Origin of the sequence: Nocardia sp. AB354 (assembly GCF_049538315.1) — a bacterium.
Lineage (GTDB): Bacteria > Actinomycetota > Actinomycetes > Mycobacteriales > Mycobacteriaceae > Nocardia > Nocardia nova.
Map to the genome: position 1 here is coordinate 20,419 of NZ_JBMVFU010000004.1, position 24,978 is coordinate 45,396.

General features: G+C 68.2%; 21 protein-coding genes. 5 read left to right on the plus strand and 16 right to left on the minus strand.

Annotation, left to right across the window (positions count from 1 at the left end):
- Window positions 1-57: 57 nt before the first annotated feature.
- Window positions 58-1,404 carry a hypothetical protein gene (locus tag ACPCUW_RS06980; protein WP_423424048.1) on the minus strand — a complete coding sequence of 449 codons (1,347 nt, stop codon included), beginning with the start codon at window positions 1,402-1,404 and terminating at the stop codon, window positions 58-60.
- A 125-nt stretch (window positions 1,405-1,529) separates the two neighbouring features.
- Window positions 1,530-2,351, minus strand: a complete 822-nt coding sequence (locus ACPCUW_RS06985) for an alpha/beta fold hydrolase (RefSeq protein WP_423424049.1) — start codon at window positions 2,349-2,351, stop codon at window positions 1,530-1,532.
- A gap of 75 nt (window positions 2,352-2,426) precedes the next feature.
- Here ACPCUW_RS06985 and ACPCUW_RS06990 point away from each other — a divergent pair, with 75 nt between their 5' ends.
- Window positions 2,427-3,254, plus strand: a complete 828-nt coding sequence (locus tag ACPCUW_RS06990; RefSeq protein ID WP_423424050.1) for an AraC family transcriptional regulator — start codon at window positions 2,427-2,429, stop codon at window positions 3,252-3,254.
- Between the two features lie 32 nt (window positions 3,255-3,286).
- On the opposite strand, the gene ACPCUW_RS06995 is transcribed toward ACPCUW_RS06990, so the two are convergent.
- Complete coding sequence (locus tag ACPCUW_RS06995) at window positions 3,287-4,171, minus strand: DUF5666 domain-containing protein (protein WP_423424051.1); 885 nt, start codon at window positions 4,169-4,171, stop codon at window positions 3,287-3,289.
- Window positions 4,172-4,338: 167 nt separating this feature from the next.
- Entirely contained in the window at window positions 4,339-6,906 is a 2,568-nt protein-coding gene (gene clpB, locus ACPCUW_RS07000) for an ATP-dependent chaperone ClpB (protein ID WP_063031653.1), read from the minus strand.
- A gap of 273 nt (window positions 6,907-7,179) precedes the next feature.
- Between clpB and ACPCUW_RS07005 the strand changes: the two genes are divergently transcribed.
- Together ACPCUW_RS07005 and ACPCUW_RS07010 are read left to right on the plus strand one after the other, a co-directional pair.
- Window positions 7,180-8,337: an FAD-binding oxidoreductase gene (locus tag ACPCUW_RS07005; RefSeq protein WP_423424052.1), complete on the plus strand. Its 1,158-nt coding sequence runs from the start codon at window positions 7,180-7,182 to the stop codon at window positions 8,335-8,337.
- Between the two features lie 125 nt (window positions 8,338-8,462).
- Window positions 8,463-9,248 (plus strand): FAD-binding oxidoreductase, encoded by a 786-nt coding sequence (locus ACPCUW_RS07010; protein ID WP_081879635.1) that lies wholly within the window; start codon window positions 8,463-8,465, stop codon window positions 9,246-9,248.
- 10 nt (window positions 9,249-9,258) lie between these two features.
- On the opposite strand, the gene ACPCUW_RS07015 is transcribed toward ACPCUW_RS07010, so the two are convergent.
- The 8 genes from ACPCUW_RS07015 to ACPCUW_RS07050 form a co-directional block, all read right to left on the minus strand.
- On the minus strand, window positions 9,259-10,428 hold the full coding sequence (locus ACPCUW_RS07015) for a globin domain-containing protein (RefSeq protein WP_423424053.1): 1,170 nt from the start codon (window positions 10,426-10,428) through the stop codon (window positions 9,259-9,261).
- A gap of 383 nt (window positions 10,429-10,811) precedes the next feature.
- The gene (locus tag ACPCUW_RS07020; RefSeq protein WP_063017334.1) at window positions 10,812-11,207 is read right to left on the minus strand and encodes a heat shock protein transcriptional repressor HspR; all 396 of its coding nucleotides are present in this window, start codon (window positions 11,205-11,207) and stop codon (window positions 10,812-10,814) included.
- Window positions 11,207-12,379, minus strand: coding sequence for a molecular chaperone DnaJ (dnaJ, locus tag ACPCUW_RS07025; RefSeq protein WP_063017336.1), 1,173 nt, complete (start codon window positions 12,377-12,379; stop codon window positions 11,207-11,209). The genes ACPCUW_RS07020 and dnaJ overlap by 1 nt, the downstream gene beginning before the upstream one ends.
- Before the next feature lie 39 nt (window positions 12,380-12,418).
- Window positions 12,419-13,063 carry a nucleotide exchange factor GrpE gene (grpE, locus tag ACPCUW_RS07030; RefSeq protein ID WP_104364703.1) on the minus strand — a complete coding sequence of 215 codons (645 nt, stop codon included), beginning with the start codon at window positions 13,061-13,063 and terminating at the stop codon, window positions 12,419-12,421.
- Complete coding sequence (dnaK, locus tag ACPCUW_RS07035) at window positions 13,060-14,901, minus strand: molecular chaperone DnaK (protein ID WP_036506545.1); 1,842 nt, start codon at window positions 14,899-14,901, stop codon at window positions 13,060-13,062. Before dnaK ends, grpE begins: the two co-directional genes overlap by 4 nt.
- Before the next feature lie 338 nt (window positions 14,902-15,239).
- A complete protein-coding gene (locus tag ACPCUW_RS07040; protein WP_423424054.1) occupies window positions 15,240-15,890 on the minus strand; it encodes an endonuclease in 651 nt (216 codons plus the stop codon).
- 99 nt (window positions 15,891-15,989) lie between these two features.
- Window positions 15,990-16,811, minus strand: a complete 822-nt coding sequence (locus ACPCUW_RS07045; RefSeq protein WP_423424055.1) for a DUF1707 domain-containing protein — start codon at window positions 16,809-16,811, stop codon at window positions 15,990-15,992.
- 9 nt (window positions 16,812-16,820) lie between these two features.
- Window positions 16,821-17,894 (minus strand): DUF1707 SHOCT-like domain-containing protein, encoded by a 1,074-nt coding sequence (locus ACPCUW_RS07050; RefSeq protein WP_423424056.1) that lies wholly within the window; start codon window positions 17,892-17,894, stop codon window positions 16,821-16,823.
- Window positions 17,895-18,042: 148 nt separating this feature from the next.
- Between ACPCUW_RS07050 and ACPCUW_RS07055 the strand changes: the two genes are divergently transcribed.
- Together ACPCUW_RS07055 and ACPCUW_RS07060 are read left to right on the plus strand one after the other, a co-directional pair.
- Window positions 18,043-18,279 carry a hypothetical protein gene (locus tag ACPCUW_RS07055; protein WP_423424057.1) on the plus strand — a complete coding sequence of 79 codons (237 nt, stop codon included), beginning with the start codon at window positions 18,043-18,045 and terminating at the stop codon, window positions 18,277-18,279.
- Between the two features lie 31 nt (window positions 18,280-18,310).
- Complete coding sequence (locus ACPCUW_RS07060) at window positions 18,311-19,471, plus strand: zinc-binding dehydrogenase (RefSeq protein ID WP_104394264.1); 1,161 nt, start codon at window positions 18,311-18,313, stop codon at window positions 19,469-19,471.
- Between the two features lie 4 nt (window positions 19,472-19,475).
- Here ACPCUW_RS07060 and ACPCUW_RS07065 read toward each other — a convergent pair whose 3' ends face one another.
- The 4 genes from ACPCUW_RS07065 to ACPCUW_RS07080 form a co-directional block, all read right to left on the minus strand.
- Window positions 19,476-20,333, minus strand: coding sequence for an RNA polymerase sigma factor (locus ACPCUW_RS07065; RefSeq protein WP_423424058.1), 858 nt, complete (start codon window positions 20,331-20,333; stop codon window positions 19,476-19,478).
- Window positions 20,334-20,377: 44 nt separating this feature from the next.
- Window positions 20,378-21,265: a haloalkane dehalogenase gene (locus ACPCUW_RS07070; RefSeq protein ID WP_423424059.1), complete on the minus strand. Its 888-nt coding sequence runs from the start codon at window positions 21,263-21,265 to the stop codon at window positions 20,378-20,380.
- Between the two features lie 121 nt (window positions 21,266-21,386).
- Complete coding sequence (locus tag ACPCUW_RS07075; protein ID WP_423424060.1) at window positions 21,387-22,982, minus strand: dynamin family protein; 1,596 nt, start codon at window positions 22,980-22,982, stop codon at window positions 21,387-21,389.
- Window positions 22,983-23,070: 88 nt separating this feature from the next.
- Window positions 23,071-24,939: a dynamin family protein gene (locus tag ACPCUW_RS07080; RefSeq protein ID WP_423424061.1), complete on the minus strand. Its 1,869-nt coding sequence runs from the start codon at window positions 24,937-24,939 to the stop codon at window positions 23,071-23,073.
- Window positions 24,940-24,978 lie beyond the last annotated feature (39 nt).

A 24,978-nucleotide genomic window follows, 5' to 3' on the forward strand; every position in this document is an offset into this window, starting at 1 on the left:
ACCTAGTGTCGGGCGGATAATCCCGGTGCCCGGACACCGGTTCGCGAACCGGACCGGTCACCGCGGTGCGGGGCCCTGATAGGGACGGAACCCCGGATGGAACGGACCGCCCGGCCGCTGCGGCAGCTCGTCCTCGGCCTGCGGTTCATCGGAATCCGCTGCGGCCGAATTGTTTTCCTCGTCCTCGAGGAATTCCTCGGCGGGCGGCCAGTTACGGCGGACCCGGTTGCGGGGATCCGGCACCACCGCGAGCGCCGGGCGGCGCGGCGGCTGCTGCTCGGCCTCGCCCGCGAGATCGCCGACCGGCGCGGCGATCACACCGGACTCGCGGTCCGCCGAATCGGATGCCGGGCGCTCACCGGCGTTACGAGTGTCGCCGGGGCGAGCGTCGCCGGGGCGGGGGCCGGCCGGTGCGTCGGTGCCGCCACGAGCGATGTTTCCGCGGTCGTTGCCGTCCACGTTCTCGTGCGCGAACCGGCTCCGGCCGCCGTGTGCGTCGCCGTCCCGGGGCCCGGATGCGCGCTCGTCACGGAAATCGCGGTCGTCGTCGAACCGGTCGCCTGGACCTTGCTCGTCGTCGAATCCGTCGTCTTCGTAGCGCTCGAACCGGTCGCCGTAATCCTGATCGCGGAAGTCGCGGTCGGCCCGGTCGTCGTAGCTCTGGTCCCGGTAGCCCTGGTCGGCGTAGCCCTGCTCGCGGTAGCCCTGGTCGGCTTCACCGGGTTCCTCGGCATTCGGGCGCGGACGACCGGGATCGTGCTGATCGGATTCCAGGCGGCCGCGGTCGCCGCCGGCCACCGGCGGCAGCACGTGCAGCAGACCCGAGAGCCGCAGCACGGCATCGATCGCGGCCTCCCAATCCTTGGACGCGGTGCCGACCGGCAACATGCCCAGCGTCCAGTTGCCCTCACTCCACAACTGCTGCACGGTATGCGGCAGCGTTTCGATGAAGTGGACCATCCGCTGGTCGACGGCGTGGCGAGCGACGTCCGGATTGGTGGCGAAGACCACGCGGTCGCCGATCGCGCCGAGCAGTTCCAGATCGGCGTCCTTGGGCGGGGCGGCGGTTTTCAGGCGCAGGTCGATATCGATGTCCGAGCCGATCTGGCGGCGCACGGCGACCAGCGTCGCGGCGTCCTCCAGATCGAACAGAACGAACTTCTCGCCCTTGCGATTACCGGAAACCACATCGATCGCGGACAGATACCCCAGTTTGGCCATCGCGCCCCGCCGCCATGTCGATGCCAGCGAAGGTTCGACCGAAACGTAGGTGTATCCCTGGGATTTGGCCCAGACCTGCCGTACGTGTCCGGTCCGCTGCCGCTGCACGCGATCGAAATACAGCAGTACGATCGCACCTACCAGTGCGATCGCCGCGAGGCCGAACCAGATTGCTGCTGTCATCGCACCTGAGTCTAGTGGGTTCGGGTGCAATTGCTCGCGCCCGTTCGTCCCGCGGTTCGCGCCTGCCTTCCGACGTCACACCCCCGAGCGGGCACGGCGGAGGCGCCGCACCCGCGGCGTCGCACTCACGGCGCGGGTGCGGTTGCCGAAACTCGTTGTGGGGCATCGTCGGCCGCCGCATCGAGGAAGGTGCGCAGCAGCGCGGCGACCGCGGCGGGGTGGGTCACGGGCGGGGTGTGCGCGACACCGTCCAGCAATTCCAGCGGTTCCGCGCCGGGTAGCGCGGCGGCGAGGGCGGTGCCGGACGCAGCGGGAATGGGCAGGTCGGCGCCGCCGTGGACGACCAACGCCGGGGCGGTGATCTCGGCGAGGCGGCCGGCGATTCCGTCGGCGCCCATCAGCACACCGACTGCGCGAGCGAGTCGATCGGCAGGCTGCCGTCGTATCCGGGCCAGCCAATGCTCGACCGCCGCGGCGTCACCCAGCAGCAGATCGAGAACCGCGCCCCCGGTCGCCTCGACCGCACCGGCGGCGAAACCGTCCCGGATGCGAGCCATTTGTTCCAGCGCCGGGCCGGGGAACGGATCCGCGGCGGTATCGATGAGTGTCAAGCTCCGAATACGTGCCGGGGCCAGCAGGGCCGCCCGCAGCGCGGTGAATCCGCCCTGCGAGTGACCGACGATGTGAGCGGCCGGCACGTCGAGCGCGTCCAGGACGCTCAGGGCGTCGCGCGCGGCGTCCCAATAGGTGAAGGGCAGACCGTCGTCCTCGGTATCACCGTGCAGCCGGAAGTCGAAGCGGATGCTGCGGTAGCCGGAGAGGTTCGAGACGACGCCGTCCCACATGGTCGAGTCCATGAGGTTGCCGTGCAAGAAGAGTACGGCCGGGCCGGTGCCGCCCGAGTCGCGGAGATGGAAGCGCCGGGCGCGGGTGGCGAGGGTGTTCATCGTGCTCCGTTCTGGTCGGATATCTCCATCCCACTCCGCTCAGGACGCCATGACGAGGTAGTTTTACGACCGGTCATGGTCGAAACAGGTCAACACGTACTCGGCGTCGGCTACGCACCCGCTGCTGCGGGCCGTGCGGTCGAGCTGCGGCGCCTCCCGGATGTTTTCCGGGGCGTGGTGCGGCACCGGCCGGTTCGCCCGGATTTCCACGTCGTCGGTGTGATCACCGGTGGCGCGGGCCGCCATGCCGTCGACTTCCGTCCGGACGATCTGGCCGCGGGCGCGGTGTTCTGGTTGCGGCCCGGACAGGTTCATCAGGTGCTCGATGCCGACCGGCTGCACGGAACCGCGATCCTGTTCACCCCCGACGCCCTCGCCCCCGGCAATCGGGTCGCGACGTTCGCCGACGATCCGGCCCGGCCGAGCCGATGGGCGACGGATCCGCGAGATCCGCTCGTCACGACGGCACTGCGACATCTGGAATTGGTGCTCGCCGCGCCGTCGTGCGCTCGCGATATCGCCGACGCACTCCGCCTGGCGCTCACCCCACTGGTGGCCGCGGCGCCGGGCGCTGCGGCGGACAACGGGCCGGTGTCCGCGGTCTTCGCGCGTTTCGCGGCGGCGGTCGAAGCCGAATTTCCACGACGGCATCGGGTCGGCGACTACGAGCGAGCCGTGCACGCCGGCGCCAAGACCATCGACCGGTCGGTGCGCCGGGCCCGGGGTATCAGCGCGAAGCGGTATCTCGACGAACGACTGGCGCTGGAAGCCCGCCGCCGCCTGGCCACCACCGACGTCACCGTCGCAGCGCTGGCGCGCGAACTCGGTTTCTCCGAGGCCACCAACTTCGTGAAGTTCTACCGCCGCATGACCGGCACGACCCCCGCCTCCATGCGGCAGTGACGACGATCCCGCCGCAGCGATGCGGAGGCGGATTACCTCGGCAACTGGGTGCTGATGATGATCTTCGCCTTGATGGACCCGTCCGGGTTCTTGTCGCCCTGCACGACCACCATGTCGCCCTGTTTCAGATCGGAGACCTTCCCGGATCCCATCGAGATCACCTGGGTCTGCGCGTCCGTGTGCACGGTGACCGAGTTGCCCAGCATCGACTGCAGCATGATGGTCGTTCCGTCGTTGCTGTTCACGGTCCCCATGGTCGCCCCGAGACCGTCGATGTCGCCGAGGCCCGGTAGCTGCGGGAGGCTGGGTTGCGCACCGCCGGACGGGTTCGGCGGGACGACCGGTACGCGCGTCGGCGCGGGCCGGCCGGTGGCGGCCGCATCGGAGGACGAGGAGTCGTTGCCGGCGAGCAGCAGGCCCGCGGCGATGCCGCCGAGGACCACGAGAACGAAGACGGCCGCGGTCAGCGCGATCCACAGGCCGGTGCGGTGTCGCCGCGGCGGTTCGACGGGCAGTCCGGTCGGGCCGACTGCTCCCTGGGGGCCGGTGGGGCCGGGGGCGCCGGAACCGTAAGGGGGGTATTCACCCGGTTCGCTGTACCCGGATTCGTAGGCGCCCCATTGGCTGTCGTAGGGCGGAAGTTCGCGGGTCGCGTTCGGGCCGGGCGATTGTTCGAAGTACCGGCCCTCATATTCGGGATGGGACGGGAATTCGTAGGGCGCGGTCTGTTCGTAGGGCCCGGGATGTCCGTAGGGGCGAGTGTTCTCGTACGGCCCGGGGCTCCGACCGTACGCTTCCGAGTATTCCGTCGTGTGGTCAGCGCCGTCGTCCGGATGCCGGCCCGATGCGCCGAGCTTCTCGGTCGGCGTATCGGGTGAATCCGGACGCTGCGCCCACGGGTCGCTCGGATTCGTCATGCTCACCAGGGTAGGTGCAGATCGGCGTTGCTTCAGCGAAGTGCGACAACCTCGGAAGCCCGAGCGAGCGGAATCCGGAACCTGCGCGGGCGGAATCCGGCGGATACGCGGTGTGCGATTCACTCACACACCGCGCCCCGTTCATCGAATCCCGGACGGCTCGGTCGTCACCGTCCGACGATCAGCCCGTCGCCGTCGGGTGCGACGTTGACCTTCACCAGGTCGCCGTCGGTGACCTCACCGGCCAGCAGCTCCTTGGCGAGCGAATCGCCGATGGCCTGCTGGATCAGCCGGCGCAGCGGCCGGGCGCCGTAGACCGGGTCGTAGCCGCGCACGGCCAGCCAGAACCGCGCCGAATCGCTGACGTCCAGCTTCAGCCGCCGCTGCGAGAGCCGCTTCTGCAGCTGCGCCAACTGGATGTCGACGATGTTCTCGAGCTGCTCCTCGTTGAGCGCGGAGAACATCACCACGTCGTCGAGGCGGTTGAGGAATTCCGGTTTGAACGCCGAGCGCACGGCGTTCATCACGAACTCCTTGTCGCCACCGGCACCCAGGTTGGAGGTGAGGATGAGGATGGTGTTGCGGAAATCCACCGTGCGGCCTTGGCCGTCGGTGAGCCGCCCCTCGTCCAGTACCTGCAGCAGGATGTCGAAGACGTCGGGGTGCGCCTTCTCGATCTCGTCGAACAGCACCACCGTGTACGGCCGTCGCCGGACCGCCTCGGTGAGCTGGCCGCCCTGGTCGTAGCCGACATATCCGGGCGGGGCGCCGACGAGGCGAGCCACCGAATGCTTCTCGGAGTACTCGCTCATATCGATGCGGGTCATCGCGCGCTCGTCGTCGAACAGGAAGTCCGCGAGGGCCTTCGCCAGCTCGGTCTTACCGACACCGGTGGGTCCGACGAACATGAACGAGCCCGTCGGCCGGTTGGGGTCGGCGACCCCGGCCCGGGCGCGGCGCACCGCGTCGGAGACCGCTGTGACGGCCTCGGCCTGTCCGACCACTCGATGCCCGAGTTCCTCCTCCATCCGCAGCAGCTTCTGGGTTTCACCCTCGAGCATGCGGCCGACCGGGATGCCGGTCCACGAGGAGACCACTTCGGCGATGTCGTCCGGACCGACCTCCTCCTTGAGCATCACCTCGTCCTCGAGGCTGCCGCTGCCGGCCTTGCCCGCGTTCTTCTCGGCCTCCGCGAGCTGCTTCTCCAGCTGCGGGATGCGGCCGTACCGCAGTTCGGCGGCCTTGCCGAGATCACCGTCGCGTTCGGCGCGCTCGGATTCACCGCGCAGCGATTCCAGCTGCTCCTTGATGGTGCGGACCGAGTCGATGGCCTGCTTCTCGTTCTGCCAGCGCGCCATCAGCTGGTTCAGCTTCTCGCGGTCGTCGGCCAGTTCCTGGCGCAACTTGTCGAGTCGCTGCTTGGACGCCTCGTCGGTTTCCTTGGCGAGGGCGACCTCCTCGATCTCGAGGCGGCGCACCGCCCGTTCGACCTCGTCGATCTCGACCGGACGCGAGTCGATCTCCATGCGCAGCCGCGAGGCCGACTCGTCGACCAGGTCGATCGCCTTGTCGGGCAGGAACCGGGAGGTGATGTAGCGATCGCTGAGGGTCGCGGCCGCCACCAGCGCGGAGTCGGTGATCCGCACGCCGTGGTGTACCTCGTAGCGCTCCTTGAGTCCGCGCAGAATGCCGATGGTGTCCTCCACCGACGGCTCGCCGACCAGCACTTGCTGGAAGCGGCGCTCCAGGGCGGCGTCCTTCTCGATGTGCTGACGGTATTCGTCGAGCGTGGTCGCACCGACCAGGCGCAGTTCACCGCGTGCCAGCATCGGCTTGATCATGTTGCCGGCGTCCATCGCCGATTCGCCGGTCGCGCCGGCGCCGACGATGGTGTGTAGCTCGTCGATGAACGTAATGATCTGTCCGGCACTGGATTTGATCTCCTCCAGCACCGCCTTGAGCCGTTCCTCGAACTCACCGCGATACTTCGCGCCGGCCACCATCGCACCGAGGTCCAGCGAGACCAGCGTCTTCCCGCGCAGCGATTCCGGAACGTCCCCGGCGACGATGCGCTGGGCCAGCCCCTCGACGATGGCGGTCTTACCGACACCGGGCTCGCCGATGAGGACCGGGTTGTTCTTCGTGCGCCGGCTCAGCACCTGTACCACGCGCCGGATCTCGGTGTCGCGGCCGATGACCGGATCGAGTTTGCCCTCGCGCGCGGCGGCGGTGAGGTCCGTGGAGTACTTCTCCAGCGCCTGATAGGTGCCCTCGGGGTCCGCGCTGGTCACGCGGGTGTTGCCACGCACGGCGGTGAACGCCTCGCGCAGCGCGTCCGCGGTGGCGCCGTACTTCAGCAGCAGCTGCGAGACATCGGAGTCGCCTTCGGCGAGACCCACCACGACATGCTCGGTGGAGACGTACTCGTCACCGAGTTCGGTGGCGAGGCGCTGGCCGGCGGTGAGCGCGGCGAGCGCTTCCCGGCCGAGCTGCGGCTGCGTGGTGGCGCCGGTCGCGCGGGGCAGCCGGTCGACGATGTCCTGTGCCTCGCGTCGCACGGTTGCCGGGTCGACCGCGACAGCCTTGAGCAGGGGGGCGGCGATGCCGTCGGTTTGATCCAGCAGCGCCACCAGCAAGTGAGCCGGACGAATCTCCGGATTTCCGGCGGCCGAAGCCGCCTGCAGGGCAGCCGTCAGGGCAGCCTGAGTCTTGGTGGTGGGGTTGAACGAGTCCACGATCACCTTCCTACGGTCGTCTCGCGTTGTGGTCGGTCGGGTCCGGGCGGTCCGACTCTTCTGAGTAGTCCAACGCGGTAGGAGTTGAGTCTGTTCCACTCAAGTTTGACATATTTCAGGAACCTGTGGCCAATCGTTTCACCCTTGGTGGATCTGGGTAAAGTGATCCGCTCATCACCGCACGACCACGGTTTTTTCGGGGATACTGGTCCGCGGGGGCCGACGACACGGCAGCTGTAGTCGGACACATTGAAGGAAAGGAAGCTCGACGTCGTGGATGCGCGTTCGGCAGCGCTGGTCCGCGCCAACTTCCGGTCGACCGTCGAGGCGCCGCAAGGGCCCGAACGATTGATCGGCGCGTTTTACAGGCATCTGTTCGCGGAGGCTCCCGGCCTGCGCGAATTGTTCCCGCACACGATGGATATGCAGCCCAAGCGGGTTGTCACCGCCATCCAGTTCGTGCTGGATCATCTGGAGAACTGGGACCGCGCGCAGCGGTTCCTGGAACAGTTGGCCCTCGACCACCGCAAATACGGTGTCGCGGCGGCACATTACGATGCCGCCGGACGCGCGTTGCTCGCTGCCTTCGTCACCTACAACGGTCCGCTCTGGACACCCGATCTGGAGGACGGCTGGCGCGATATCGCCATCCTGATCTCGGCCTCGATGGCCATCGGCGCCAATTCCGACACCTCGCGACCGTATTGGGAAGCGACGGTGGTCGGCCATCGGCGCGTACTCGACGACCTGGCGATCGTGCGCCTGCAGTCCGACGAGCCGATCCCCTACCAGGCCGGGCAGTACGTACCGGTCTCGATCCCGCAGCGGCCGAAGATGTGGCGGTATCTGTCCCCGGCCATTCCCACCAACCCGTACGGCGAGATCGAATTCCACGTCCGCAAGATCCGCACCGGCTGGGTCAGTCCCGCGATCGTCGGCGAAACCGAGGTCGGCGACACCTGGTTGATCGCCGGGCCGCTGGGCGGCCTGCACATCGACACCGAATCCCAGCGCGACGTGCTGATGATCGGCTCCGGGACCGGAATCGCGCCGCTGCGCGCGCAGTTGATCGAGATGGGCCGGCGCGGCGTGAACCCGCGCGTGCACTTCTTCATCGGCGGCCGCTATCCGTGCGATCTGTACGACGTGGAGAACATGTGGCAGCTGTCGCTGAGCAATCCGTGGCTGACGGTGGTGCCGGTCTGTGAGAGCGACACGAATCCGTGGTGGCATCCGCATCCGCCCGCGGACCCGCCATACGGCATGCATCGGCGGCTGATCGGGAATCTGGGCGCGGTCGTGGCCAGCTTCGGCTCGTGGTCGGATCGGCAGATCCAGATCGCCGGATCGGCGCGGATGATCGCCGACACCAAGCGGGCGCTGCTGGCGGTCGGCACCCCCGAACACATCATCAGCGCCGACCCGGTGTGAGCGGCAATCGGTAGGCAACCCGGCGTCCGCGGCGTACCTTGGTGGGCGGGCGCGAGCGCACGGGACTGCGCCCGGCACAAGACTTTTCGGGGGCGGGAGCTGTCCCTCGGATCACAGGAGGAACGGTGACGTTGGGTCCGGATGAGACCGGGGAGATTCGGCTGGACGCGCCGACGGAATGGTCGTCGACCGTCGTCGGACATCATCGGCTGCGCCACGATCTCGCCGTGGTCCGGTTGATCGGCGAATTCGTCCCGTTCGAGGCGGGCCAATCGGTCGAGGTCCAGATTCCGCAGCATCCCGGTATGCGCCGCCGGCTGTCGCCCGCGCTGCCGCCCTCGCTGGACGGCAAACTCGAATTCCACGTCCGCACCGTCCCGGGCGGATGGTGCAGCGGATCGATCGTCACCGAAACGGCTCCCGGCGACGAGTGGCGGATCAGCGCTCCCGCGGGGTGGCTGAGCGTCGACCCCGGCACCACCGACCTCGTGATGATCGCCGGCGGAACGGGTCTGGCGCCGATGCGCTCGCTCCTGCTGGATCTGTCCCGTCGCCCGGAGCCGCCGCGCACGCATCTGTTCATCGGCGGACGCAGCCCGCGCGACCTCTACGCCTCCGACATGCTCTACCTGCTCGCCGGCGAAATGCCCTGGCTCACGGTGATTCCCGTGGTCGAGAGGGCCGAGGACCCGAATTGGGTCGACCAGTGGTACGAGAGCTGCCGCGTGGATGTCGGATTCGATGTCGACGAGATGATGGAGGGCACGCTGGCCGACGTGGTGGGCGATATGGGCCCGCTGCTGCACCACCAGGTCCTGGTGTGCGGTTCGCCCGGAATGACCCAGGCCACACTGGAAGTGCTGGTCAATACGGGTACGCCGCCGGAGGCGATCCGCTTCGACGGGCTCTGATCCGCGCCGGCTAGAACAGCGGATCGTGGCGAATGTTCTCGGTGGGCGTGCCCGCCGCCATCAACCGGAATTTGGTGGTCTGCACCGTACTCGGTGATCCGACGATCTGGACATCGCAGTCCGACCAGTCGCCGCCGCGGGCCACGACCGCTCCGATCTGTCCCGTTTCGCGCGGCGCTATGCCCGGAAGATCGGGCTCGACACGTTCCGGATGGTAATACCACCAGGGGTTTTCGTCGCTTTCGGTGACCGGAACGACGGTGAGCCATTTGTTCGCGACGGCCAGTTCGCTCAACGTCGGCAGATCGTAGAGATCGCACGGATGGTGTCCGCCGACGAACAGGTGGACCTTCGGATTGGACCGGCGGTGCGACATCGCCAGCAACTGCGCGCGCAGCGGAGCGATTCCGGTGCCGCAGCCGACCATCAGCATCTTGCGGCGCGTGTTGCGCGGCACCCCCAGCCCGCCGAGCGGCGCCCCCAGCAGCCACTGGTCGCCGATCGCGGTATGGCCGACCATCGCCGGACTGACCCAGCCGCCACTGACGCTGCGGATATGGAATTCGATCTCGCCCTGGGGATTCGCCGGAATCGCCGGGGACAGGTACCGCCACATCCGCGGGCGGGCCGGGATCTGCACACTCACATATTGTCCGGCCGCATAGGTCATGGGCTGGTCGAGCTGCAGCCGGACGACGGCCAGATTGCACAGCACCTCGCGATGTTCGACGACGGTTCCGGTCCAGACCGGCGGCGTCGTCTCCTGGTCGGCGGCGCCGATCATCGTCTGGGTGATCAACGCGAGGCCGGCGTCCCAGGCCTGTTCCACCTCATCGGTCCACAATTCGGTGCCGGCATGTGCACGCAGGGCGCTCTTGAGCGAATTACCCACGGCCGCATAGTGTTCGGCCACCACACCGTATTTGCGATGGTCGCGGCCGAGCTGCGCCAGGAAGGGCAGCAGTTGCTCGGGCTCCTCCAGCCGGTCCACGGCATACCCGATGGCCTTGACCAGCCGGTCGCGCTGCACCTCCAGAGCGGCGGGGAAGAAATCCCGGAGCTGCGGATATTCGGTGAACAGCAGGGCGTAGAAGGATCGGGCGAGCTGTTCGGGGCCGCCTTCCTCCGCGGCCACCGCCTTGAACGTGGTTCTGATCAGCGCGACGGTCCGCGAATCCATCTGTCCACAACCCCATTTCGCACGTCGAACTCGGGCCGGTCCGGTGAGCGCGGTGCCGCCGGACACGCGGCGCAGCCGATGGAGACCGAGTGTAGGCGAGGTTTGCCGGGCGCGGGACGCACTGAAGGAACAACAGGGAAGTAATTCGGCAGAACCGAGGTCCAGTAGTGTGTAGGCCCCTGGAAACCGACTCAAAGACCGTGACACGCCATGTATTTCGGCGTGTTCGAGAGCGGTTGTGCACGACTCGATATGCGATTTTCACATTTGCCGGGTGCATGCTGAGCGCCGGAACGAGGCCCGGATACGCGAACAGCGCCCCCGCTCTGGGGGCGCTGTCGCACGGTGTGTTCGGTCGCGGAACGGCACAGAGCCGAAACCGCCTACCGCCGTTTGTTGCGTGGCTGCCACACCACCAGTGCGGTACTGCGTTGCGGCGGAGCCATATCGGGGCGATGCCCGGCGCGCAGGCGTTCGACCTCGGCGGTCAATTCACCCACGCGCTGCTGCAACGCCTCGACCTGATTGGTGAGTTCGATGATCCGCTTGATCCCGGCCAGGTTGACGCCCTCGTCCTGGGACAGGCGCTGCACCTCGCGGAGCAGTTCCACATCCCGGGACGAATAACGTCGGCCGCCGCCGGAAGTGCGTTGCGGCGTAACCAATCCCAGCCTGTCGTAGGTCCGCAGCGTCTGCGCGTGCATTCCCGCCAGCTGAGCCGCCACCGAGATCATGAAGTACTCGGTGCCGGTTGCCCGATTCTTCGGATCACCGTTCATTAAGCACCTGCCCAACCTGCGCGCGGGTCGAACCCGCCGGCCTTCTCCGCCTCCGCGTAGCGCCGCAGCGCCTCGGTTGCTTCGTCGTCCAGCTTCTGCGGTACCGCGACCTTCACCGTGACCAGCAGGTCACCGGCGCCGCCGCCGCGCTTGGGCACACCGCGCCCGCGCACTCGCAGCGTCCGGCCGTCGGCGGTGCCGGGTGGCACCTTCACTCCGACTCTGCCTTCCAGTGTAGGCACGGAAACCGTTGTACCCAGCACCAATTCGCTGTAGCTGACCGGCAGCACAAGGGTCAGATCGTCGCCGTTGCGGCCGAAGACCTTGTCCTGGCTGACGTGCACGGTGACGTACAGGTCACCTGCGGGCGCGCCCCGCAGACCCGCCTCGCCCTGGCCCGCCAGCCGAATCCGCTGCCCGTCGCGCACCCCGGGGGGGATGCGCACGGTGATGGTGCGGGTCCGGTTCTGGATGCCGGTGCCGTGACAGTCGGTGCACGGGTCGTCGATGATCGAGCCGGTGCCACGGCAGTCGTCGCAGGGTTCGCTGAACCCGAACGCGCCCTGGTTGCGGCTGATCACGCCGGTTCCGTTGCAGTGCGGGCACACTCGCGGGCTGGTGCCCGGCTTGGCGCCGCTGCCGTGACAGGTCGTACACGGCGACGGACTGGTCATCCGCAGCGGAACGGTCACGCCCTGGGCCGCCTCGCGGAACCCGAGAGTCGTCTCGGTCTCCACGTCGCTGCCCCGTCGCGGGCGCGACGTGGTCCGTGTGCCACCGCGGTTGAACAGGCCGCCGAGGATATCCCCCAGACCGCCGTCACCCGCGCCGGCGGCCGCACCACCGAAGATGTCACCCAGGTTGAATTCGTTGGAGAAGCCGCCACCGCCGGTGTAGCCGCCGCCCGGGGCGTAGCCGCCGCGGCCGAAGCCGCCGCTGGCGAACAACCGCCGGGCCTCGTCGTACTCCTTGCGCTTCTCCGGATCGGCCAGCACGGCATGCGCCTCGCTGACCGCTTTGAAGCGCTCCTCGGCCTTGGTATCTCCCGGATTCTTGTCCGGATGCAGATCCCGGGCCAGTTTCCGGTAGGCCTTCTTGATCTCGTCCTGGGTCGCGCTGGAGGAAATACCCAGCTCTTTGTAGAAGTCCTTTTCCAGCCACTCCCGATTCACCGGGCATCTCCTCCTTCCGTCACATTGCGCGACTGTGTGTTACTCGGCACCGTCGGCATCTCGGCCGGCATTCGCAGTGTCCGACGAATCGGACAGATCCGCTACCCCATCGGTGACTCCGACCAGCGCATGGCGCAGGACGCGGTCGCCGAAGCGGTAACCCTTACGCATGACCACCCCGATCACCGGGTTGTGTCCCTCACCCTCGTGCTGCACGGCCTCATGCAGGGTCGGGTCGAAAGATTCACCCTCGACACCGAATTCCTCGAGGCCCTGCTTCTGCAGCGCGTCGGCGAGCTTGTCCGCGACCGACTTCAGCGGTCCGGACTCGAGATCTCCGTGGGCACGGGCACGATCCAGATCGTCGAGCACACCGAGCAATTCGGTGACCACCGCGGCCTTGGCCGAGTCGATGGCGGCCTTGCGGTCGCGGTCGACGCGGCGGCGGTAGTTCGCGTACTCCGCGGTCAGCCGCTGCAGATCCGCAGTGCGCTCGGACAATTCGGCGCTGATGCTGTCGGCGAGGGCGTCGCCCTCGCCGACCGAAGCGGAGGCCGAAGCCGTGTCGTTTCCGGCTACGGCCTCGCTCACATCACCCTGCGGAGCGGACGGTTTCCCGTCCTGGTCGATCTTTCGGTTGTCGACGATGGTGACCGGCTCCTCTTTCGGGTTCTGTTCCGTCACTTCTTCTCCGGCTCTTCCACGACCTCTGCGTCGACCACGGTGTCGTCACCGGCGGACGCGTTGCCCGCACCGTCGGCGGCGGCGCCACCCTCGGCAGCCGAAGCCTCGTAGATCGCCTGACCCAGCGCCTGCGATTCGGTGGCCAGCTTCTCCACCGCGGACTTCACCGCGGCGATATCGCTGCCCTGCAGGGCCTGCTTGGCCTCGGCGATGGCCGCTTCGACCTTCTCCTTGGTCTCGGCCGGCACCTTGTCGGAGTTGTCCGCGATGAACTTCTCGGTCTGGTGGACCAGCGACTCCGCCTGGTTGCGGGTCTCCGCCTCCTCGCGACGCGACTTGTCCTCGGCCGCGTGCGCCTCGGCGTCCTTGATCATCCGGTCGATCTCCTCCTTGGACAGGCCGGAGCCGTCCTGGATCTTGATCGTGTTCTCCTTACCGGTGCCCTTGTCCTTCGCGGTGACGTGGACGATGCCGTTGGCGTCGATGTCGAAGGTGACCTCGATCTGCGGCACGCCGCGCGGGGCCGGCGGGATGCCGGTCAGCTCGAAGGAGCCGAGCAGCTTGTTGTGCGAGGCGATTTCGCGCTCACCCTGGAAGACCTGGATCTGCACCGACGGCTGGTTGTCGTCGGCCGTGGTGAAGGTCTCCGACCGCTTGGTCGGGATGGTGGTGTTGCGCTCGATGAGCTTGGTCATCACGCCACCCTTGGTCTCGATACCCAGCGACAGCGGGGTGACGTCGAGCAGCAGGACGTCCTTGACCTCACCCTTGAGCACACCGGCCTGCAGGGCCGCGCCGACGGCGACGACCTCGTCCGGGTTCACGCCCTTGTTGGGCTCCTTGCCGCCGGTCAGTTCCTTGACCAGCTCGGAGACCGCGGGCATACGGGTGGAGCCACCGACGAGCACGACGTGGTCGATGTCCTTGACCGAGATACCGGCGTCCTTGATCACCGACTGGAACGGCGCGCGGGTGCGGTCCAGCAGATCGGAGGTGATCTTCTGGAACTCGGCGCGGGTCAGCTGCTCGTCGAGGAACAGCGGGTTCTTCTCCGCGTCCACGGTGATGTAGGGCAGGTTGATCGAGGTGCTCTGCGAGGAGCTCAGTTCGATCTTGGCCTTCTCCGCGGCCTCACGCAGACGCTGCAGGGCCATCTTGTCCTTGGTCAGGTCGATGCCCGAGCTGGCCTTGAACTTGTCGACCAGCCAGGTGACGATCCGGTTGTCCCAGTCGTCGCCACCGAGGTGGTTGTCGCCGGAGGTGGCACGAACCTCGACGACGCCCTCGCCGATTTCCAGCAGCGAGACGTCGAAGGTGCCGCCACCGAGGTCGAAGACCAGGATGGTCTGCTCTTTGTCGCCCTTGTCCAGGCCGTAGGCCAGCGCGGCGGCGGTCGGCTCGTTGACGATGCGCAGGACGTTCAGACCCGCGATCTGGCCGGCCTCCTTGGTGGCCTGGCGCTGCGCGTCCTCGAAGTACGCGGGCACGGTGATCACCGCGTCGGTGATCTCCTCGCCCAGGTAGGACTCGGCGTCGCGCTTGAGCTTCATGAGGGTACGGGCGCTGATCTCCTGCGCCGTGTACTTCTTGTCGTCGATCTCCACGGTCCAGTCCTCGCCCATGTGGCGCTTGACGGACTTGATGGTGCGATCGACGTTGGTCACCGCCTGGTTCTTTGCCGGCTGCCCGACGAGAACCTCTCCGTTCTTGGCGAACGCGACGACCGACGGGGTGGTGCGCGAACCTTCCGAGTTGGCGACGACGACCGGCTCACCGCCTTCGAGAACAGCGATGACCGAGTTCGTGGTCCCGAGGTCGATACCGACCGCACGAGCCATAGTGGTTCCTCCTAGGTGATGTAACTGTGTGTGGTGCAGGGGCGACCCTGCGCGTGGCACTGTTCGTGCCGGCCGGACCTCGCCCCTGACACCGCACGGAGCACGGTCCTCAGCAACACTGAGCGTGGTCGGCTCAATCCTGCCCCCCGATCCCGTCGGAGTCAACCAGAGACTTGAGTCGCTTTCACTCAACCTTGCGTCGATCAGCTCAACGAGCGGGGCGGACGGTTCATTCCCGGCCGGAGGAAAAAATTTCCCGGCCCGGCGGAGCGGACGCGGCGGTCACCGCGCCCGGTCCCGCAATACGCGAATGACCAGGCATTTCGACCGGCCGATGCTCAGCCTGCGGCCGCGAGTACCCGGTCGGCGAGATCCTTGTCGAGACTCACCCGGACCAGGGCGGCGGCCAATTCCGCGTCGTGGCCGGAAGGGCCGAGGCGGTCGAGGCGCTTCGGATCGGTCGACAGATGCAGCAGATCGGCGCCTTTGCGGGCCCGGTCGTCGAAATGCGGGCGCACCCAGGTCCAGACATCCTGAACTTCGCGCAGGAAGATTTCGGCGCCGGTCGGGCCGATGCCCTTGAACTGCTGCAGCGATTCGGCCAGCCGGTCCGGATCCCGCTCCGCTTCGGCGGCCAGTTTCCGCAGATCACCGTGGTAGCGGTCGAGCAGGATGGTGGCGTTCTCACCGAGCCGGGTGGCGGTGGATTCGTCGTAGCGGCGGTAGTGGCCGCGCCCCAGCGCATCGACGAGGTCCTGCCAGTCGGCCTCGGCGACGCGCTGCGGGGTGCGGTAGCCGCTCGATCTCAGTTCACGCGCGGCGGCGACCGCGATATCGGCGGTGATCCGGGCGCTCATGAGCTGGGCCAGCACCAGGAGCTGGAACAGCGGAGCGGGTTTGTCGGCGAGAGTGATTCCCGCCTCGGCCGCATAGGTGGTCCCCGCTCGGTCGAGCAGTTCCCGGGCGATCCGATCCTCGTTCGCGCTCATCTGCGACACCCCACTTTCGTCGACCCGGCGATTCACTATCCGGCTAACCCGAGACGCGCAGGTCAAACCCGCCGGCGAGGACGGCCGACGTCTCCTGCCTCACGGCTGGGATTTGTAGACCACCAGCGGTTCACCGGACGGCGCGACCACCAGATGCCCGCTGCGGGCGCCTTCGGTGAAGATGGTGACCGTCGGCGGGTGATCCGGCGCGGAGCTGTCGCGACCGATGATCAGATGGCTGACCTTCGTCTGCGGCGACCCGACGGTTCGCGGAGCTCCGGCCAGCAGGGCCACCAATTTCGGCACATCGATCGTGGCGAGGTCTATCGGCTCGAGTTTCGGATCCCGGCTGCTGGTCGTCCAGGTGTCGAATTCGCCCTTGTAGGAAGCTCTTTCGGAAATCGACCGATCCCCCGTGCGGGGCCGTTCGATCGAGGCGTTCTCCGGCATCAGCGTCACGTCGTCGGCGAGCAGATCGCCGTAGTGCTGACGGTAATCGGACAGAAACGCCTCGATACCGGCGGCGGTCGTCATATCCGGCGGCGTGTGGTCGGCGAGCGGACCGTCGTCGCTGCTCACCCAGCCGCAGAACATGCCGATCAGGGCCGCAGCCGCCACCGCACCGCCCGCCAGTACCCACCGTCGGGCACGCCGTCGTCGCGCCGGGCGCACGACGGGGGCGTCGGCCATATTTGCCGGAATCTGCAGATCGCCGATGACCTTCTCCACGTCGGCGAAGGTGCGCGCCCGCATCGCCGCGGCGGTGCGCCGCCCGTGCTCGGAGTCGGAGAGCTGACCGTCGTCGCGGGCGGCGTCCAGCAGTGCGCAGGCGTCGACGCGATCCGAATCACGCACGCGCAGACGGCTGTTCGCGGCCCCGGCCGGCGCGCCCGGTCGGCGGGATGTGGCGAAGGTTCCCATCGGCTGCACCTATGTGTGGAACGGGTAGACGCGAATCGGATCGCCCGCGGGCGTGGCTTCCAGGTATGCGTTCTCGTTGAACGAATTCCCGACGTAGATGCTGATCGTGGGCACCTTGGTAATGGTGTCGATACCCATGCCGATATGACTCACCGCGCCGCCGGGGACCTTCAGCAGCGGTACCGCCCGCGCGATCAGATCACCCAGCGCGGACGTGTTCACCGCGGCGAGGTCGAATATCGGCTTGTCGGCCGAGCGGGTGGTGACGGCGGTCGAGGCCATGAAACCGCCCCGATAGGAGTAGTCGGCCACCCGATTCGGCTGCCGCGCCGAGGTGCGGTCGACCGACGCGAAATCGGGAAACAGGGTCAGGTCGTCGACAGTGGTGTCGCCGAATTTCGCCTGATAGTCGCTGCGGAACTTCTCGAAGCCGGCCACCGTGGTGAGGTCGGGCGTCTCGATCACCACGGGTCGTATCACCTGCGGCGCCGCGGCCGCGATCGGAGCGGGCTCGGGGGCGGCTCGATGCGTCAGCAGATATCCGCCGACCGCGGCGGCCAGCACGACCACCGCCGCGGTGCCCGCGAACCACGCCGTCCCGCTCTGCACTCCCGCCCGCGGATCGATCGGCGCCTCGGCCGGGCGCTGCAGGTCCGCGGTCAGTTCGGCCAGATCGCCCAGGGTTTCGGCGGCCGTGGTCAGATCGGTGAGGGTCTGATGTTCCTCCGCCGAGAGCTGACCGTCGGCCAGTGCGGTGTCGAGGGCACGGCAGGTTTCGGCACGGTCGGCGTCGCGGGCACGGATATGAGCCGGATAGCGGCCCGCTCGCCGGGGCGGGCCCGGCGGCTGTGTCCATTGCGCACCACCGGCGGGCGGTTGCAGGTCGTCGACCAGATTCCGCAGTTCGCCGACGGTCTTCGCGGTGGCCGCACGGTCGGACCGGTCGTGGTATTCGTCGGCGCCGAGTTGGCCCTCGTCGAATGCGGCATCGAGCAGGGTGCGCGCTTGAACTCGGTCCATATCGCGGGCCCGCATGCTGCCGGGTGCGGGCATACCCGGCATTCCGGACCCAGAAGAGCTCACCCCTGGATGGTAGCGACTCGGCATCCGCATCACGGCGTGTCGGTGCGGGATTCGGGCGACCCCCGACCTCTGGGGTCTTTCCGGCAGATGGCGGCCGCCCATACAGTCGCGTCGATGTGGTCGGGACCGATCGACTATGGAGGAATCGATGAAACGCAGTCTCGCCGCCGCCGGTGTGGCCGCCGCACTCACGACGGGCGGATTGTTCGCCGCCGGGAACGCGGCCGCCGCGCAGCCCGGCTTCACCGACGGCCCGATGCTGGGGTCCTCGGATGTGGGCTGCACCGAACGGGGCTGCACCTCGCCGCTGGTGAAATTCCTGCTGGTCGACCTGCTGGGATCTTTGGACAGTTTGTCCGCGGGTGTTCCTCCGCAATCCCGCTGATTCGGCCCATCCCGCGCGGTACCGTGCGGATATGAAGGCCGTGGTGTGTTCGGAAGGCAAGCTGGAAGTCGCGGATATCCCGGCGCCGAAACCCGGGCCCGGCCAGTTGGTGATCGCGGTGTCGCGATGCGGGATCTGCGGCTCCGATCTGCACGCCCGTCTGCACTGTGACGAACTGGCCGAACTCGCGGCCGCCACCGGTTACCGGAATTTCATGCGCTCCCATCAGCGTGTGGTGCTCGGCCACGAATTCGTCGGGGAGATAGTCGAATACGGGCCCGACTGCCGCAAACGCTGGCAGCCGGGCACCCGCGTGGTGGCATTGCCGATCGTGCGCAACGGCCGCGACCCGGAACTGACCGGACTGTCGGAGCAGGCGCCCGGCGGCTACGCCGAACAGGTCGTGGTGCAGGAATCCATGACGTTCCCGGTGCCGAACGGGCTGGCCACCGACCATGCGGCGCTGACCGAACCGATGGCCGTCGCCTGGCATGCGGTGCGCAAAAGTCGGGTGGGCCGCAACCAGCCCGCGTTCGTGGTGGGGTGCGGACCGATCGGCCTGGCGGTCATCAGCATGCTGCGCGCCGCCGGCGTGAAGAACATTGTCGCCAGCGACTTCTCACCGCGTCGCCGTGAACTGGCGCGCCGGTGTGGCGCCAACGTGGTGGTGGATCCGAATCTGGAATCACCGTGGACGGCCAACCCCGCGAAGGGTCGCATCTCCGGCGTCACCGATATCCTCAATCTCGGTTTCGACACCATGACGCGACTGCGCAGCATCCCGAAACTGCCCTGGTGGTATCTGTTCCGCCTCGCGCACAGCCTGGACGCGGCGCCGGGCGGGCCGGTGGTGTTCGAATGTGTGGGCGTGCCGGGGATCATCGACCAATTGCTCACCGACGCACCGCCTCTGACGCGCATCGTGGTGGTCGGGGTCTGTATGGAGACCGACCGTTTCCGGCCCGCGATGGCGATCAACAAGGAGATCGAACTGCGCTTCGCCTTCGGCTACGATCCGGGCGAGTTCCGCGATACCCTGCACATGATCGCCGGCGGTAAGGTCGACCCGGCTCCGCTGATCACCGGAACCGTGGGGCTGGCGGGTGTCGACAACGCCTTCACCGCCCTGGGCAGTCCCGAGCATCACGCGAAAATCCTTGTGGACCCGTCGAGTTCGTCGTCCGACGTGTGATCGCTCAGCGGTCGAGCAGCGGGAAGCGTCCGGAATCGAGCAGTTTCGCGATCGCGTCCAGCCGCGCCGGCGGCAGTGCGTAGTCCGGGTGGGCACGCAGTATCGACGCGGCATCGTGCAGGCCGATCATCTGCTTCTCGGCATCGGCCGCGCTGCGGCCACCGGGCGCCACCGGATGACCGCCCAGGCCGTGTGCGCCGGGCCGCACCCGGCCCTGGTCGACGGCGGTCCGCACGCGGCGCGCGCAGCGGCACGGCGCTGCCGGATTCGCCACACCGCAGGTGGCGTTCAGGAAGTTGCCGAGCCGAGTCCTCGCCCGTTCCAGCCGTTTCCGATAGGCCGGGGCGCCGATGCCGAGAATCCACGCGGCCTCGGCCGAGCTCAGTTCGAAGACATCGGCGAGCACGAACGCGACCCGCTCGTCACGGGCGAGGCATTGCAGCATCGCCTGGCTGCAGACGAGCCGCACCTCGCGGGTGAGCACCGTCGCCTCGGGCCCCCGGTACTCCTGTTCGGCCAGCCCCTCGAGCAGATTGGCGGCGAAGCCGTCCAGGTCCAGCCGCGCCGCTTCCTGCGGGCTGCGCCGGCGCTGGTTCAGCAGATAGTTGACGCCGATGCGATAGGCCCAGGTCGTCAGTTTCGCCTCGCCGCGCCAACTCGCGAGATTTCCGACAGCACGCAGCAGGATTTCCTGCACCGCGTCCTCGGCATCGGGCGGATTTCCCGTCATCCGTAACGCCAAGCGGTACAACGGATCCTGCAACAGCCGCACCACGTCGGCGATGGCGGTCCGGTCGCCGGCCACGGCGCGATCGACCAGTGCGGTCTCGGCCGCCCGCTCGTCGGGCCCGTCAACGCTCATCGACCTATCGTGCGGTGCCGCGAGCGGCACCGCAACGGCGCAGGTCACCGCGGCGTTGTCCGGACCGCGGTGCGGGGTTCGGTGAGCCGCGAGTCGCGCAGCCAGGTCGCCACGGCCGCGCCGATGGCGTCGGGACGGTCCTCGGGTGCGTGATGTCCGGCCGGACCGATCCCGACGACCTCGACCGCCGCGAAGGTCCGCCGCGCCCAATCCACCGCGTCCGACGATCCGAGGCCGACGCCGGCATCCACAGCCATCACCAGCTTGGGGATATCCGGTGTGGAAGCCATCCAGCGGCCGTAGTCGTCCATGACGGCGGCGACATCGGCGGGCTCTCCGTCGAACGGAATCTCGCGCGGCCACACCAACATCGGCCGCCGCGACTCCGGCGTCGGGTACGGCGCTCGGTACACGTCCAGATCGGCCGGAGTCAGGCTGCGCGCGCCGAACGGGAGATTGAATTCGATGAACATGTTGTCGCGCAGAATCATCTGCTCCCCCTCCGGTGACCGGAACCGACGGAACAGCTCCGCCCCCTGCTCGGGCATCTCGGACCAGCGCAGCGGTCGCAGGAATGTCTCCACCACCGCGACGCCGCGCACCCGGTCGGCGTGGCGCGCGGCCCAGTCCATACCCAGCGCGCCGCCCCAGTCGTGCCCGACGAGCACCACCTCGTCCAGCTCCAGGGCGTCGAACCAGGCGTCGAGGTAGCGGGCGTGATCGGCGAATCGGTAGGCGATACCGGGCTTGCCCGAATCCCCCATGCCGATCAGATCCGGCGCGAGCACCCGGGTCAGCGGGTCGACGTGCGGAATCACGTTGCGCCACAGATACGACGAGGTCGGGTTGCCGTGCAGGAAGACCACCGGAACCGGTCCGGTGCCGCTCTCGCGGTAGTTGACGAAGGAATCGAGAGTCACGACGGTCGGCATGATGTGTCCTCGGATCGGTGCCCGGCCGAGTTTTCGGCCCTTACATCCGGTTTCGACACGGGCAGGACGAGGTTGTGACCGGCCCCCGCTGTGATGCGAGACACATCACAGCGCCGAGGGATCAGCGGGCGCGAGGCGGACGCACGCGGCTCATCGGGGTGGTTTCCGGTTCCCGCAACTGGTCGACGATTCCCTCCGCGCTCCGCGCCGCCGTCAGGCAGGCTTCGGTGGTGAATCGGTCGGCCAGCGGGTGGCGCGCCCGACCACGCCACTTCCGCACCGCCGCCACCGCATGTGCCTGCACTTCGCCGCCCGGAGCGTCCGGGGGCAATCCCAGGCGCAGATGCGGTGCCACACCGGATCCGCCGACCAGCCTGTACAACTCGGTGACATCGTCTGCGGGCAGGGGCAATTCATCGGTGCGCAACCGCCCGAGCAGCCGCAGCTCGGCGAATCCGTGCACATCCGCCAACAGGCTGTTGATATGGGGGAGCAGGTCGTCGGCGCGCGTTCCCGGATGGGCGGCCACGATCCGCGCCACGGCGGTCAACGCCGAATGCGCCTTCAGTTGATCGGCTCGCTGGGCGAACTGCACGTCGAGCACCGTGCGCAGTTCCTCCACGCCGCTGCGCTCGCCGAGTTCGCGTGCCAGCGTGGCGGAGTCGCGCACGCCCAGCCGGATCAGCGTCACCGCCATGCGAATGCCGAACAGGCCGAACCGGGCTGCGAGATGGGCCCGCAGTTCCGTCGGCACCGGCAGGGGCAACTCCGGATGCGCGAATCGGTCCGCGGACAGTAGCGCGATGCTCAGATCGTCCACGGAGATCCGCGCCAGCGCCTCGAAGGCATCGAATTCGCGCTGCCGCAGCGTCGCGCCGGCGAAGGCGAGCAGGCCGGCGACCGGAATGACCGCCTGGCACAATCCGGTTCGCTCCAGTTCGGTGGCGAAGCGGGCCGAGACCTCGCGGGCCGAATGCAGGGCATCGATGCGGCCGGCGCCGATCTCGTCGGCCCGGGAGACCACCCCGATCACGCCGAGCGGACCCGAAACACCCTGCCGGGCAGTACCTCCGGCGCCGATGCGTTCCAGGAACCCGATATCGGAGGCGTCCAGCCGGCGCAGCAGATAGACGACCGCGTCGGCCTCGGGGACGGTCACCGCCGCATTCTCGTCGGGCGTGAGCAGCCGTGAGGTGCGCAGCGACACCTCCCGCGACAGCGACGAGGTGCCCGGGGTATCGATGATGGTGGTGCGAGCCAGGGTGGCGGCCGGCCACTGCACATCCAGATGGTCGACCTCGTGCTCACCGGCGGCGTTCCAGCGCAGCGCCGACAGGTCGAAACTCAGACCGTGCGCCCCGGGCAGGCCGTCGGCGCCGGGAGTGCGCCGCACCACCACATCGGCGCTCGCGCCGTCGGCGGCCAGGGCGCTCACGCGCGGGGCCGGGCCGTGGCGGTACCAGGTCACCATCCGCGTGCACTCGGTGGCGTCGGTCGGTGCGATGTCCTGTCCGACCAGCGCATTGAGCAGCGTCGATTTACCGGCCTTGAGCTGCCCGGCCAGCGCCACCCGCAGCGGTTGGTCGAGGCGGCGCGCACAGTCACCGAGCATCGCGGCGGGGCGCGACCGCGGCGCATAGGCGTGGCGGGCCGCCGAAACCAACCGGCGCGCCTCCCCCACGATGCCCGGCGTCTGGTCGCTGACCTGGTAACTCACGCGTCGACCGTACCCGAGCAGGCTGTGAATCCCGGTGCCGTGGGCTGGGAATCCCAGGGCCGCAGGCTCGGAGTCCCGGTGCCGTGGGTCAGGACTGTACCCCGCGCGCATGACGTCCGGACGGGCCCGCCGGCGGCAGCATCGCATCGGCATGACGTCGCAGCTCGGCCACCACTCGCAATTGCCGCTCGAGTTCCGCGCCCCGCTGCGTGCGCTGGGCGTTGGCCACTCCGGCGGCATCCTGCGCGGCCTGCAGCGAATCGTTGATCGAACGCAGACTGCGGTCGGCGATGCCGGTGAAGTGATCGCGCAGAATGCGATGGATGCGATGCAGCCGGTCGCGCGACTCCTTGCCCGCCTCGAAACTCACATCGTCGAGGTAGCGGCGCACCGCCATCTTCGCCTCGCTTCGCTTGCGCGCCAGCCGTTCTCGCTTGTCGTCGCGAAACGCCTTGCCGCCCAGCAACACACCCGCGCCCAGCGACACCGGATTGATCAGCGCCAGGCCCGCGACCGTACTGGCCAGGCCGATCATCACCATACCGCCGTAGGAACCACGCATACCGACGAGCAACTTGTGGCCGATGCCGAGATCCGGCTCGAGATCGGCCAGCGTCACCGCCGCCACCCGGGACTCCTCCAACTCCGAACCCGACCGCACCGCAGGCAGATCCACCGCACCGAATTCGAGGAAGTGCTCGGCCACCCGCTCGGCCAAGTGGATGGCGCGATGATGCGTCCACAGCAGATTGTCGCCGATGGCGGTGTCGGTCGTTTGCATCAGCCACTGTTCCAATTGATCCCACAGCCGGCCGGGATCGTTCTCGTCGATCCATTCCTCGGCGGTTCTGCCGATGGCGCGCAACCGGTCTCGCAGGTCGTGGTCGATATCGCCGGCCAGATCGGTGACGCCGTCGCCCAGCGTCTGCTGCCAGGCCGCGGTCCGGCGATGCAGCTCCTCGGCCTGCGCCTTGGCGGTGCGCAGTTCGCGGATGGCGGCCGCACCGCGTTCGGGGTCGCGCAGTGGGACCAGTTCACTGCTCAGCGCCAGTGCGAGATGTTCTGCGGCAGAGGAGATGTCGAGAGCCACCGCGCGTTGCGCCGCCGCCTTGTCCCGGGCGACCACCTGCTCCCGCAGGAAGTCGAACAGGACACCGAAACCGGATTCCCGGCCCAGCTGCTGATCCTGCAGCCGCATGGCGTGGCTGCGCAGCAGCGCCGAGACCGGGATGATCGGCAGCGCCAGGCGATTGCGCTCCAGATGCGCCTGGTCGGCCTGCAATACCTGCCGCCAATGCGGATACAGATCGATCTTGCTGAGGATCAGCGCCACGGCCGGGCACAGTTCGCGCACCTGCCGCAGGAAGTCGACCTCCGGTTCGGTCAGCTCGGTGGAGGCATCCGAGAGCAGCAGCACCGCATCGGCGGCCGGGGCCAGGGCGAGAACCGCTGCGGCCGTGGCGGTTGCGTGGCCGCCGACCGGCGGGGTGTCGATGACGACGATCCCGTCGGCCAGCAGCGGATTCGGCAACTCGATCTCCACCCGCGCCACGCGGCCGTGCGGAGACTGCGGCGTGACGGTGTGAATATCGCCGAGCGGCAGCGGAATTCGCCGGTTGTCCCGCTCGTCACCGGACGGCGTGGTGACGACGGTCTCGGCCCGGGCCTGCGCGCCGTGCGAGAGCACGATCGGTACCCCGGTAGTCGCATCGTCTCCGACCGGGCTGATGTCGAGATTCAGCAGCGCGTTGACGAATTGACTCTTGCCCTGGTTGCCCAGGCCCACCACCACGATGCGGCGGCGGGGGTCGCGGATCCGGTCGGCCAGCACCTCCAGCCGGCCGACCAGATCGTCGCGATCGGCGGTGCGCGCGGCGGTGATGGTTTCGGCGAGAATCCGCGACAGCGGTGAGGCAGGCGCCTCCGGGGCGGTATCCGCCACGACCACACTGCTCATTTTCGTTGCACCCCAACCTGTTTCGTTGACCGAACCGAT